The following is a 12,925-nucleotide window of genomic DNA, read 5'->3' as shown; positions in this document are numbered from 1 at the left end:
AATTTCATTAAACACAACATGTCATTTGGGAAAAAAAAAGCATTTGGGAGGAACGTACTGATGCTTACACATTATTTAACAGTCAAAACAGCCGGATCACATGAAATTATTATTCACAAATCCAGGTTTATTGCCCATGTAAACAGAGCGGAAACAGAGGAAAAAGCGCAGGCTTTTATTCAATCCATTAAAAAAGAGCATTGGAATGCCACGCATAATTGTTCGGCCTATTTGATCGGGGACAACGACCAAATCCAAAAGGCAAATGATGATGGCGAGCCGGGCGGAACTGCCGGGGTACCGATGCTGGAAGTTTTAAAAAAGCGCGGGTTAAAAGATACCGTTGTCGTTGTAACAAGGTATTTTGGCGGCATTAAATTGGGGTCGGGAGGGCTTATCCGGGCTTACGGCCGGGCGGCTTCGGAAGGAATCGACGCCGTCGGGGCCGTCGAGCGGAGATTGATGAATATCGTGGAAATCTCCATTGATTATACGTGGCTTGGCAAGCTGGAAAACGAGCTCAGAAACCAAAAATTTCAGGTGAAAGACATCCGTTATTCCGACGTGGTTAAGATCGAAGTGTACGTGGAAAGTGAAAAAACCGGACAGTTTTCCGACCTGATTACTGAACTTACTAATGGCCAGGCCGATATTTCATACGGGCCCAGGGTATATTTGGAAATCGATGTAAACTGAGTTTTTTAGTCTTTCGGATAAAGCGGACTCCGATCTGCGCGTCCCGATTATTGGTTGAACCAATCGCAGCTCTGCTTCATCCCACCCATTTACTTACGTTATGTTTGAGGCGGTGCCGGTTCAGCGGTTAGGGAAAATTTTTCCGTTCTTCCATTTTCAATCAATGTTTTGCGCTATTTTTTCTCCTTTTTCAAAGCCTGTTTTTGCATGGGAAGTGCTCTTTATCCCTGCATCACCGCCGAGCTGCAGAGGAACAATATCATCCGCCATATTGCCGGGAACAGAAACAAATCCGCAAGGTGTATTTTTAATTGAAAATGATGTTCAGGGTTGTCGGCATTGATTTGAATCCGCTCGATTCATTGTCAACCGCATAAGGAAATTGGTTCCCTTCAATGTCACCCGTTTGCGGACGATTATACCATTCTATTTTCCTTCGGAAATCAGCATGTATTGTTGATTGTGACATACATCTATATATGAAAAAGCGTTTTATGGGGGGGAACTGCCATGGAAGTCCGGGTGAGATCAGGAGACACCCTTTGGGACTACAGCCGCTTATTTTCTATCCCGGTTATCTTGATCATTGATTCCAATACCGATATTGAAAACCCGAACGCCCTTCACGCAGGGCAATCCATAAAAATACCTGGGTATACGACGGAGACTTATACGATTCAAAGCGGGGATACGTTTTGGAAAATTGCCCAGTCCCGGCAAATTGATATCGAAGTCTTGCTCCTTTTAAACCAACATGTCAACCCGAACGGGCTGCAAATCGGCCAAAACATCATGATCCCGATAAGAGTGGCTTCGATGATCGTACATGGAAAAGGACGTTACGATTTTCAGAAGATGACCCGTGATTTAAACAGGCTGGAAGCTGTTTATCCGTTTATGAAAAGGACCGTTCCGGGAAAAAGCGTTTTGGGCCTTCCGCTGCACCTTATCCGGATTGGCCAAAAAGGAAGGAAGGTGCAGATCAATGCCGCTTATCATGCCAATGAATGGATTACAACAGCCATTTTCATGAAATTTTTAAACGAATACATGCTTGCACTTACAAATGGGGAGGCAATCAAGGGAGTCCCGGCAATCACGATGTATACAAATTCCGAGTTAAGCGCCGTACCGATGGTCAATCCTGATGGTGTCAATCTCGTCCTGAACGGGCCGCCGGAAGAACCGGAGGAAGAACCCATCCGTTTGAACCGGGGAAACCGGGATTTCTCCGGCTGGAAAGCGAACATTCGCGGTGTGGATTTAAATAAACAATTTCCCGCGAACTGGGAGTTTGAAAAAGAACGGAAACCGAAGCAGCCGGGGCCGCGTGATTTCCCCGGACACTCTCCTTTGTCCGAACCTGAAACAAAGACGATGGCGGAGCTTGCCACAAGGGAGAAATATGACCGGCTGCTCGCACTTCATACGCAAGGAAGAGAAATTTATTGGGGATATAAAGGGCTGGAACCGACGGAATCCCGGGTCTTGGCACAGGATTTCGCCAGGCTGAGCGGATATGAGGCCGTGTGTTACGTCGACAGCTACGCTGGCTACAAAGATTGGTTTATACAGGAATTTCGCAAACCGGGCTTCACGATTGAATTGGGCCACGGACAAAACCCGCTTCCCATTGGCCAATTCGATGAAATTTATGCCAATATGCTAGGCATTTTTGTCCGGGCGCTTACTTAGACTGGCAGCCAGCCACAAAGCAAGAATGGCCCCCAGGGAATCAATCCCGACATCCCAAATGGAGGCAGTGCGGTCGGGGACATATAGTTGGTGCAGTTCGTCACTTGCTGCATATACGGTGGCTAAAAACCAGGACATGAAAAACTTTCTTTTGCGAAGTCCATGATAAAAAAGAACGGCGAGCAATCCGAACGCGGTCAGGTGAACCATTTTTCGAAAAAGAAGATTAAATACCGAAGCCTGTTCAGGGGAAAGATGTAAAAAACGTTCAAATAAAAACCGTGTGCTCCCGCCGGTTGAAGAGGGCGAGCCGGTTGCAATAAAAATGGCGGCACACCAACCTATTGCCGCCAAAAGCCATAGATGTCTTTTCTCCATCATCAGATTCCCTCTTTTTTAAATGGAAAAAGGCGGAATCTCATCCGCCTTTTCCGTTATAGATTCAAATGCTCCTTTAAGATGCCTCGGACTCTCTCCTTTTCATCCTGGGAAACAATATAATACCAAATGCTGTTTATGGTTTGTCCTTGTCCTTCGATTTGATACTGTTTGATGTTGTGGCGGGCTTCCTTATAATTTTTTTGTATTTCCATCATTTCATCTAAAGACATGTTTGTTTCCACATTTTTTCCAAGAGCTTCCAGAACATCATCATATTTCCATAACGCAGAAATGTTTGCACCTTTATTGATGACCCCCTCGATGACCTGGCGCTGCCGCATCTGTCTTCCAAAATCACCTCTTGGGTCATTTTTACGCATTCTGGAATAGGCAAGGGCATCCTTTCCGTTTAATGAGATTTCCCCTTTTGGAAAATGTTTTTTCTCATAAGAGAAATCAAGGTCGTTGTTTACGGTAATGCCGCCTACCGCATCTACGATTTCCTTGAAACCTTCCATGTTCATTTTGATATAATAATCAATCGGGATATCGAGGAATTTTTCAATCGTGTTCATGGACATTTCTACTCCGCCAAAAGCATAGGCGTGGTTAATTTTATCTTCAACCCCCTTACCGACGATTTCCACACGCGTATCGCGGGGAATACTGAGCATATCCATTGATTTTTTTTGCGGATTTACCGTCATGACGATGATCGTATCTGACCGGCCCCGATCCCCCGGCCGCTCATCTACTCCAAGCATCAACATCGAAAACGGTTCTTTTTTACCGAGCTGCAAATTGGACGGACGCGTTACTTCCGGAGTCCGGTCAATCGGCTTATGTATGGTTTTGGCAGTTTTGTTCAGATTGTGGTAAATGGAATAGCCGTAGCCGACAAGTCCCACAACGATGGCAAGCAGTACGATCAAAACAATTTTTAGCGTTTTCCGTTTCTTTTTTGGTTTATGTCTCGACATTAAAATCAATTTCCCCTCTTGAATAAGATAGTTCCTCTTTGAAAAAATAATCTACCAATCCTATTATAATGGACTTTTCTAACAAATCAATACAAAATTCGACCATTCCGATGTTTTTCAATGTTCTTTATGTATGGTACCATTACATATAGCTCGAATTAAAAAAAAAGGAAGATTGATCATGGTAAACGTCCTTTTTGTATGTTTGGGAAACATTTGCCGTTCTCCGATGGCGGAAGCCATTATGAAGGATTTGGCAGAAAAAGAGGGGCTGGAGGACAAAATATTCGTAGATTCCGCCGGAACCGGTTCATGGCATGCGGGTGAGCCGCCCCATAAAGGAACGCTGAACATTTTGAAAGAATATAAAATAAAAACGGAAGGGCTTGTCGCCAGGCCATTTTCCAGGGAAGACTTTGACAAATTCGACTATATCATCGGGATGGATCAGTCCAATATCCAAAATATCTATAAAATGACCGGCCAGCCGGATCACCCTAAAATTATTCGGCTGCTCGATTTAACCCATTTAAAAAAAGACGTTCCCGACCCGTATTATACCGGTAATTTCCGGGAAACATACGAATTGGTCAGTGAAGGCTGCCGCATGTTGATGGAAAAAATAAAAAAAGAGCTTTAAGAGCAGGCCGGCTGACCTGCTCCATTTGATTTAGAATCGGCTGGATCGCTCGTTTCCCGTATACGGATGATCGTCATCGGCCTGCAAGAAACTTCTCCGTTTTTCCAATTCTCTTTCCATCTTGTTTTGCTTGTCCGCAATCAAGCCCATCTCATCTTCCGTTTCACTCGCTTCGGCTTCCATCCCATTTTGATTCCGGAATGTGCCGTTGTGATTCATCTTCATTTGATGGATTCCGTCCGATGCTTCTCGGTTCGCCATGCCATCCTGATGGTCCTTTCCCTTCATCATGCAGTCTCCTGTACGGTCTATATCCGCTTTTTCACGGCGGATGGTCTCTTTGACAGTCTCTGTATCTTCCACTTCTTTTTTGCCGACGATGATTTCATCATTCACGACGGGCTTTTTCCTGACATCGAGCCGCTCCGATTTCAAAGGGATGCGGATGGTTTTTTCATCTCCGTCAAATGCCGCAGAAGCTTCATCCGCTGCTTCCTGTTCCCCGACGGGGCGGCGTTCAATATAGACCTCTTCACGGCTCACTGGAACGTCAATCGTTTGCTCTTCTTCGACCACATCTTTTCTTACCGTCACTTCACCGCTTTGTACTTCTTTTTTATCCACTTCAAGCTTTTCTTCATGGAGCTTCATGCGCGTTTCATCTTCAACGGTTCCTTCAGGTGGATCTGATGGAAAATCCGCCCCGTCAGTGTGCGGGACTGCATTTGCTTCCGTGTGCAATTTTGCATCTTGGGGCTCTGCATCGGCGTAACGGGAATTGGCGCTGTACCTTTCTCCATATTCCTTGTCCACATACAGTAAAATTCCCCCGTCTTCAATTTCCTGATAATAACGATCCATGTCAGAACCGGACAATCCCATATTCCGCATGGCCTCTCTTACCGGCTCTTCACCGGTTAAAAAACCGACGAAACGGTCAAACCAATTTCCCCCGGCAGATCTGACATCTACGTTTGTCTGCCCGCGAACCATGGAAATATCATTTTCGTCCTGTGCGACTGCGTATATATCACTAGCATCGTAACCTTGGGCTTCCAGTTCATCAATTTTCCGAATGGCCTCTTCTTCCGAATGGAATACGCCAACTACTTTTTTGTCCATCCTGTGAAACGCCTCCTTTTAAATTTGGTCAAAAGGTGTTCGTTTCACTATTTACCCGATGATTTTTAATAAAAACATGATAGTTTTAAAATGAACGCAATGAATACAGCCGTCTGTCATTGCTTACGAAGCATGGCAAAGGGCAAAAAATCATACTGTTCCATTCTCCTTTTTTGTCAAACTACCCATTATCACTAACATATGGACATTCGGATTAAAATTGATTCTTGAACGGAACAAGTGGCACAGAAGCGTCCTTTACAGCGATAGAGGGCACGTAGAAGGGCTCTAGGTGACTGTCAAAGAGGAAATCCAGGGATTTGGGGCACGTAGAATCGCTCTAGGTGACCGTCAAAAGGGACATCACGGCATTTGGGGCACGTAGAATCGCTCTAGGTGACCGTCAAAAGGGACATCACGGTATTTTAATTACATAGAATGGCTCTAAAGTCACAATATGTTATAATATAATGGATTCAGCCAAACTTCCTTTCCGTTCTCCCCTGGCTTTCCTCCAATTGAACCGCCCTTTTTTTCCCTTTTTTGATAAAATCATATAAAATCCACCAATGAGAAGTGAAGTGAACATAATGGATGATCGTCTATTAAAACCAATTAACGAAGTCTCCTATTTGACAGCAGAAAACGCCTGGAGATACCGTGCCATTTTAAGATATTTTTACAATCAACACGAAAAAATGCACCATTTTCTATATCCCGAAGAAGTTTTTTCATATTTGCGCCAATTCGATGCCTTTTCGGAGTATACCGAAGAAATGCTGGAAAGCGATCTTAATCAACTCGTCAAATGGAAAAATCTATTTGCCCGCCAAGAAACGAGCAATGTGAAAACGATCGAAGAGTTTAAGAAAAAGAGATTCCGTTATCAATGCAGCCCTTACACGGTTGAAATAGAGCGAATGGTCATGACCTTGGAAAATATGACGGAAGGATTCGGCGGATCTCTGGAAAAAACACTTTTTGACCGGCTCTATGAATCGCTCCGCAAACTGGCGGAAGCTGCCGAACAAGTGCATCCAGCCGGATTGACCGATGAGCAATGGCACAGAATGTGGTCGGATGTCTTTGATTATTTCAAAAAGATTGTTCACAATTCCACGGACTATATCGCCTATGTCTCGAGTGAAAATATAGAAGACAGGATGATGACCGAAGCTTTTTTGACTTATAAAGACCACTTTACACAGTATTTGCGGGACTTTATCATTTCCCTGCAACAAACAAGTTTACAGATTGAAACCGTCATTCAGGAGCTCGGCCCGGAGAAAATCCAACTTGCAGCCACGCATGAAGCCCGTTATCAATTAAGCATTCCCAGGCTGGATCAAAAAGAATTATCCGAAACGGAGCTTATAAATACGGAAATTGAACGTTGGAACGGCTTGCGGGACTGGTTCCTTGGCAAAGACGGCAACATGAGCGAGCTAGTACAATTACAAAACAAGACCAATGAAACCATCCGGAGAATGACCCGTTTTGTCCAAAGGCTGGGAGAACGTCATCAGCATTTTCGCAGCAGAAAAAAGGATTATCTTCATTTGGCGGACTGGTTTGCCCGCATGCAGGACGTAAAGGAAGCACATCGATTATCCTCCCTCGTTTTTGGTGTTATACACACAAAACATATTTTTGCGGGCGAAAAACGGACAGAAAACATATACTCCGATGTATGGGATGAGGAACCTTCGGAAATGGTCATTAAACCCCGGGTCAGACAATACCGGGAAAAAACAAAACCGACTGCGATTCAAGATTTCAACCTGGAAAAAATGTCCGCACTCAATGACTATATGGATCAAAAAGAAGCGGAACAGCGAATGATCAATCAATATATTCATGAAAATTCGATCGTTTTTAGCCGCCTTCCGGTCATTGAACCGCCGGTCCGGAAAACGCTCTTGTCCTGGGTCGGTAAAGCGATGGCACGACAAGACCGGACCGTCAAGGTGGATTCCGGACGGGTTGTAAAGGTAGTCTTGATTGACAACCAAACCATTCATTTGAAATCAAAAGATGGAACGCTTGCGATGCCAAATTTTGAAATTCAATTTTTACAAGATCAATAACGGAGGCTTGACATGGATAAACATGCCCGGACATTTGATGATAAAGCGAAGGAAGCCCTGGAAATCTTATTGGAGCAGTTTTGGATTCTAAGAGACGCTCAACCCGACGAATATCAATTGATCCGTGAGCGGGAACATGTTCTGAAAAGATATTTGGAAGAAAAGTTCGGCTTTCGTTTTATCGTACATCAACATTTTATTAAACTGGAAAAAATCCCCGCCGTTCCGGAAGACTGGATGGGCATTCCCTCTTTTCAGTCCCCGATGGATTATGCTTTGTTCTGCTGCCTGCTTGCATTTTTGGAAAGCAAAGCGGTGGATGAGCAATTTCTCCTTTCGGAGCTGACGGAAGAATTGGCTGCCCTCTATCCGGGCGTAATCAAAATTGACTGGACCCATTATGAGCATCGAAAAGCATTGATCCGCGTTATCCAGTCAGCAGCGGATTTCGGTATTATCAAAACGATAGACGGCGATATTAAAGGTTTCCAAATGAACGAGGAAGAGGAAGTATTATATGAAGTTCCCGTTGTTTCACGTTATTTCATGCGTTCTTACCCGAAAGATTTATTTCAGTTTAATTCCATTGAAGAACTGATTCAATATGAGAATCAAGCGTCGGCAACGGATGAGAGACGGCACCGGATCTATAGACAATTGTTTCTTTCCCCTGTCATTTACCGAAAGGAACAGGATGACCCGGATTTTTATTACCTGCGAAACTTCCGCAACAGATTAAGGGATGATATTGAAGAGCATAGTGACTATCAGTTTGAATTGTATAAAAACGCCGCCATGCTCATAAGTACGGAAAGAAAACAGCATGCCACATTGTTTCCCGGCCAAAAAGCCGTCATGGATATTGTCATGCAATTTTCAGCGGGCATCCGGGATGCGTTCCTCCAGTATCCACCGAACGAATTCGGGGTCATCCGCATGACAAGGACAGACTTTGAATCATTGCTGGCACAATGCAAAAGCAGCTTTGGCCATGGCTGGAGCAAGGCGTATCGGGAAGCCCCGCTAAAACAGCTGGGCAAGGATGTACTCGACATCATGTGTCAATGGCAAATGGCCAAGTTTGATGAAGAGACCGGCATGATATTGCTTTACCCCCTATTGGGGAGGCTTTCTGCAAAATATCCGGACGATTTTCAGGAGGGGATATAATTGGAACAGAGCAAATGGAAAATGAATCGGGCAGGTCTTGTCAACTTCTGGTACTACGACGATGAAATATTTCAATTTGCCAACGGAAAATTGCTGCTTCGCGGGAGCAATGGATCAGGTAAATCCGTTACGATGCAAAGCCTGATCCCCGTCCTGCTGGATGGACGCAAAAGCCCCGACCGGCTTGATCCGTTTGGATCAAGGGCGCGCAAAATGGAAGATTACCTGCTGGGGGAAAAAGATGTCACCAATCGGGATGAACGGACCGGTTATCTGTTTTTGGAATATAAACGGGAAGAAAGCGATCAATATGTGACAACCGGGATCGGCCTGAGAGCAAAACGGCATAAAAGCATTGAATTTTGGGGATTCATCATTACGGACCATCGCAGAATCGGCAAGGATTTTTTCTTATATAAAGAAGAAAAAAACGGTTCGGGCTTTGAGAAAATTCCACTCACAAAAAAAGAGCTGGAACAAAACATCGGGCCAGGCGGCAAAGTGGTTCATACCCAAAAAGAATATATGGATCTTGTTAACAAAAACATATTCGGATTTGATTCATTAGAGGCTTACGATGAACTGATCAAATTGATTATCCAGCTCAGGAGCCCGAAGCTTTCCAAGGATTTTAAACCGACAGTCATTTATGGCATATTGGAAAGCTCTCTGCCGGAATTGACGGATGATGAACTGCGGCCATTATCAGATACGATTGAATTGATGGACCAGACGAAACAGCAGCTGGAACAGCTGGAGCGTGATCACTCATCGTTGGAGCGCCTTTGCAAACAGTACAATGTGTACAATCGTTATATCCTTGCGGACAAAGCCAATGAATATTTGAAAGCTGTAAAAGAATCCAAAAACAAAGAGGAAGAAAAAAACCATTTACAACAAAAGATTCATGATATAGAGTCTTTTCTCCGGACCGGTTATGAGGAAAATAAAGCGCTAAAACAAGAAAAGGAAGTTTTTTCCGAAACCAAAAGACAGCTTGAACATCACGAGGTTTTTCAGGCAGAAGAAGAAAGAATGAACAAACTAAAGTACCTTGAACAAATCAAATATGACAAACATCACAAAGAAACCGCCCATGATCATAAACTGCAAAAAGAAATTGAATTAAAACGAAAACTTGAGGACTTAAGCTTGACCAGGGACAAGCTTTCTGCAGATATCGAGGAGTTGCTTGACAGCATGGCCTCCTGTGCGGAAGCATCCGATTTTTACAAACATGGCATCAATGCGGCCGATTTTAAAAGATTAATGGATGAAACATACGATTTTATCGTATGGAAAAAGGAAGCCCGCCGGCATGAACAAATGCTCGAAGATATGCTCAAGAAGTGGGCCGTGCATGACCGGGAAAAAAACCGCTATGATGATGCCAGCAAATCACACGGGGAAGCGGACAAAAGACTGGATGAAGCCATTCGCGAAGAAAACAAATGGCAAGCCCTCTTTTCTGAGGAAAAAGATGCCCTGTTGCACGCCGTACTTTCCTGGTATGAAAATGCTCATTTTATCGGGACCGATATGGACTTAAACAAGCAAACTTCCCATATGATTCACGATTTATATGAGCCATATTCGTACGAGCAAGTCAAAAAACCGGCAGAAACCGCCCTTTCAACCTTTCTGCAAAAATGGAAAAATAAAGAGCTGCAACTGCAATTTGATATCCAGGCAATGGAAAAGGAGAAAAAACTGACGGAAGAAGATCTGCTTGAATGGAAAAACAAAAAGGATCCGGAACCGCAGCGGCACCCGGATACAGAGAAAGCAAGAGAACTGTTGAAAAAGCAGGGCGTTTCCTTCGTACCTTTTTATAAAGCCGTGGAATTTAAAAGCAACGTATCGGAAGAGACAAAGGAACGGATAGAAGCGGCACTTTCCGAAGCGGGTTTGCTTGATGCCCTGATTACTGAAAAAAGCGCCCAAAAGGTACACAATGACAAAGTGTTGGTCCCCCGCCCCGCGGAGGGAAAAGAGACCCTTGCGAACATGCTGGAACCGGCCTTGAATGAGGAAACGAAATCTCTTGAAACAGAAATAAACAATCTGCTTGAAAGCATCGTGCTTTCCAAAAATGGCTCCCATGCGAATGCATCCGTCACTCCCTCCGGGGATTATGAACTGGCACTGCTTCAAGGACAGGCCCCTCCCCTCCAGGGCCCCCGTTTTATCGGATTCGCACAAAGGGAAAAGTACCGTCAGATGAAAATCGCGGAATTGGAAAGTGAACTGCAGGCCATTCTAGAAAAACTCGAGCATTTAACTGCCAAATATGAGGAAGCAGTCCGGCATCAACAAGCGGCTAAAAAATCATTTGGGTTGTTTCCCCAAGATTCCGATACCCTTACTGCCTACCAGGAATATGTCCGGGCAAAGGCCAAAACGAAAATGGCCCAAGAGGAAAAACAGGAAAAAAACGAGAAAATGAAAGAAGCTTTCCAAAGATGGGATGCGATCCATTCAGAGCTAAAAATGCTGGCGAAAGAAATGAATCTCGATTTCAGTGCAGACGCTTATCAACAGGCCAAAGAGCAGTTTACATTTTATTTACATGACTTGCAGGAACTGCAGTTAACCTATGGAAATTACAAAAATACAAAAGACTACATTCAGACCCTTCAGGAGAATCTGGAGGAAATTGGCGAGGATGTCATCCAACTGAAAGGCGAATTAAACTCCTTGCAAAATTTGATCGAGAAAACGGAATTGGGCCTGGCACAGCTCGAAAGGCGGCTGCATGAATTAGGCGCCGAAGAAATCAGAAAAGAAATTGCCGTTATTACTGAAAAACTCGATTATATCGATCGCCGTATTCCCGATCTGGCAGGAGAACTGGCCAAAGCCGGAAACGAAAAGGAATGGGCAGAGCGGTCCTACAAGTCTTGCGTAACTGAAATTGAGCAATACAATCACCTTGTGGACAAATTCCACTCCCTGTTCATTCATGACTTAAAACTGGAGATGACATCTTTATCTTTTCCGGATGGTACGGAACCCGTTGAAAAAGCAAAGTCCGTATTAAAGGAATATGGGGACTTGTTGAAAAAGGAAACGAGGACAACGATTCATGACAAGTTGACAAGAGTGTTTTTTCAGGAACAGCAAAATCTGGTGGAATATCGTTTAACGCAGGAACAGGAATCATTCAAGTTCGATGACCTGCCAATGGACGGTCTGTCGCCGCAAATGGAGCAGGCTTTCCAGACTTTGAGGGAAAAAAGCGACAGAATCATGTTAAAGCTTGAATTCAAAGGGCAGCGTATCAGCCCTTATATCGCACTGAAAGAAGTGCAAAAAGACATTGTTGTCCAAAAGGAAGTATTGAATGAACGTGATCGAGAGTTATATGAGGAGATCATCTTAAACAGCGTCGGGCGCATTATTCGCGGAAGAATTCATCGGGCCGAGCGCTGGGTGAAAACAATCAACCATTTAATGGAAAACAGGGATCCTTCCTCGGGACTTACATTTTCCATCCGCTGGAGGCCAAAGACGGCTGATGCCGAAGAAGAAATGGATACGAAGGATTTGGTTGATTTATTGAGAACAGACCCCAGGCTTTTAAAAGAAACAGACATGGAGCGGGTCACCAATCATTTTCGCTCGAAAATATCCAGGGCCAGGGAACTTGCGGAAGTGGAAGGGTTCGGTACAACGCTTCACCAGGTCATCAAGGATATTCTTGACTACCGGCAATGGTTCGTCTTCACACTTTACTATACGAGAGAAGGAGAGCGGAAAAAGGAACTGACAAACAATGACTTTTTCAAATTCAGCGGGGGCGAAAAAGCAATGGCCATGTATATCCCGCTCTTTTCCGCGGCTTACTCCCGATACCAGGAAGCAAGGCCGGACGCTCCTTACATCATCTCCCTTGATGAAGCATTTGCAGGGGTCGATGAAAATAATATAAGGGATATGTTTCAATTGGTTGAAGAGCTGAATTTTAATTACATCATGAATTCCCAGGCCCTTTGGGGGGATTATGATACTGTTTCCAAACTTTCCATCGCCGAGCTCGTAAGGCCAAAAAATGCACCATTTGTCACGGTGATCCGTTATTTTTGGAATGGCTCGGAAAAGAGATTACTTTTTGATGAGTACGAGTTTGAACAATTAAAGGTGTGATCTCAGCT

At 44.3% G+C, this 12,925-nt stretch carries 9 protein-coding genes; 6 read left to right on the top strand and 3 right to left on the bottom strand.

Annotated elements, in window-relative coordinates:
- Positions 1–60 precede the first annotated feature (60 nt).
- Together AB1L08_RS06930 and AB1L08_RS06925 are read left to right on the top strand one after the other, a co-directional pair.
- Positions 61–696 carry a YigZ family protein gene (locus tag AB1L08_RS06930; protein WP_413063935.1) on the top strand — a complete coding sequence of 212 codons (636 nt, stop codon included), beginning with the start codon at positions 61–63 and terminating at the stop codon, positions 694–696.
- A gap of 510 nt (positions 697–1,206) precedes the next feature.
- The gene (locus AB1L08_RS06925; RefSeq protein WP_413063934.1) at positions 1,207–2,391 is read left to right on the top strand and encodes a M14 family zinc carboxypeptidase; all 1,185 of its coding nucleotides are present in this window, start codon (positions 1,207–1,209) and stop codon (positions 2,389–2,391) included.
- Here AB1L08_RS06925 and AB1L08_RS06920 read toward each other — a convergent pair.
- Positions 2,362–2,772: a VanZ family protein gene (locus tag AB1L08_RS06920; RefSeq protein WP_413063933.1), complete on the bottom strand. Its 411-nt coding sequence runs from the start codon at positions 2,770–2,772 to the stop codon at positions 2,362–2,364. The two genes, AB1L08_RS06925 and AB1L08_RS06920, sit on opposite strands and share 30 nt — an antisense overlap.
- Before the next feature lie 53 nt (positions 2,773–2,825).
- Positions 2,826–3,752 carry a polyisoprenyl-teichoic acid--peptidoglycan teichoic acid transferase TagU gene (tagU, locus tag AB1L08_RS06915; RefSeq protein ID WP_413063932.1) on the bottom strand — a complete coding sequence of 309 codons (927 nt, stop codon included), beginning with the start codon at positions 3,750–3,752 and terminating at the stop codon, positions 2,826–2,828.
- 181 nt (positions 3,753–3,933) lie between these two features.
- Here tagU and AB1L08_RS06910 point away from each other — a divergent pair, with 181 nt between their 5' ends.
- Positions 3,934–4,392 (top strand): low molecular weight protein-tyrosine-phosphatase, encoded by a 459-nt coding sequence (locus AB1L08_RS06910; RefSeq protein WP_413063931.1) that lies wholly within the window; start codon positions 3,934–3,936, stop codon positions 4,390–4,392.
- Positions 4,393–4,422: 30 nt separating this feature from the next.
- On the opposite strand, the gene AB1L08_RS06905 is transcribed toward AB1L08_RS06910, so the two are convergent.
- Positions 4,423–5,514 (bottom strand): YsnF/AvaK domain-containing protein, encoded by a 1,092-nt coding sequence (locus AB1L08_RS06905; protein ID WP_413063930.1) that lies wholly within the window; start codon positions 5,512–5,514, stop codon positions 4,423–4,425.
- Between the two features lie 590 nt (positions 5,515–6,104).
- On the opposite strand from AB1L08_RS06905, the gene AB1L08_RS06900 reads away from it, so the two are divergent.
- The 3 genes from AB1L08_RS06900 to AB1L08_RS06890 are packed head-to-tail and all read left to right on the top strand — an operon-like array spanning position 6,105 to position 12,917.
- A complete protein-coding gene (locus AB1L08_RS06900) occupies positions 6,105–7,601 on the top strand; it encodes a TIGR02677 family protein (protein WP_413063967.1) in 1,497 nt (498 codons plus the stop codon).
- 12 nt (positions 7,602–7,613) lie between these two features.
- On the top strand, positions 7,614–8,771 hold the full coding sequence (locus AB1L08_RS06895; RefSeq protein ID WP_413063929.1) for a TIGR02678 family protein: 1,158 nt from the start codon (positions 7,614–7,616) through the stop codon (positions 8,769–8,771).
- Entirely contained in the window at positions 8,772–12,917 is a 4,146-nt protein-coding gene (locus tag AB1L08_RS06890; protein WP_413063928.1) for a TIGR02680 family protein, read from the top strand. It abuts the gene before it with no gap.
- The last annotated feature ends 8 nt before the right edge of the window (positions 12,918–12,925 follow it).

This window comes from Siminovitchia jepli (assembly GCF_047228825.1).
Classification (GTDB): domain Bacteria; phylum Bacillota; class Bacilli; order Bacillales; family Bacillaceae_C; genus Siminovitchia.
This window is presented reverse-complemented; position numbering and strand designations above follow the sequence as displayed.

Excerpts from the sequence above, each read along its gene's own strand:
- AB1L08_RS06930 (WP_413063935.1), top strand. The coding sequence starts at position 61 with ATGCTTACACATTATTTAACAGTCAAAACAGCCGGATCACATGAAATT.
- AB1L08_RS06925 (WP_413063934.1), top strand. The coding sequence starts at position 1,207 with ATGGAAGTCCGGGTGAGATCAGGAGACACCCTTTGGGACTACAGCCGC.
- AB1L08_RS06920 (WP_413063933.1), bottom strand. The coding sequence starts at position 2,772 with ATGATGGAGAAAAGACATCTATGGCTTTTGGCGGCAATAGGTTGGTGT.
- tagU (WP_413063932.1), bottom strand. The coding sequence starts at position 3,752 with ATGTCGAGACATAAACCAAAAAAGAAACGGAAAACGCTAAAAATTGTT.
- AB1L08_RS06910 (WP_413063931.1), top strand. The coding sequence starts at position 3,934 with ATGGTAAACGTCCTTTTTGTATGTTTGGGAAACATTTGCCGTTCTCCG.
- AB1L08_RS06905 (WP_413063930.1), bottom strand. The coding sequence starts at position 5,514 with ATGGACAAAAAAGTAGTTGGCGTATTCCATTCGGAAGAAGAGGCCATT.
- AB1L08_RS06900 (WP_413063967.1), top strand. The coding sequence starts at position 6,105 with ATGGATGATCGTCTATTAAAACCAATTAACGAAGTCTCCTATTTGACA.
- AB1L08_RS06895 (WP_413063929.1), top strand. The coding sequence starts at position 7,614 with ATGGATAAACATGCCCGGACATTTGATGATAAAGCGAAGGAAGCCCTG.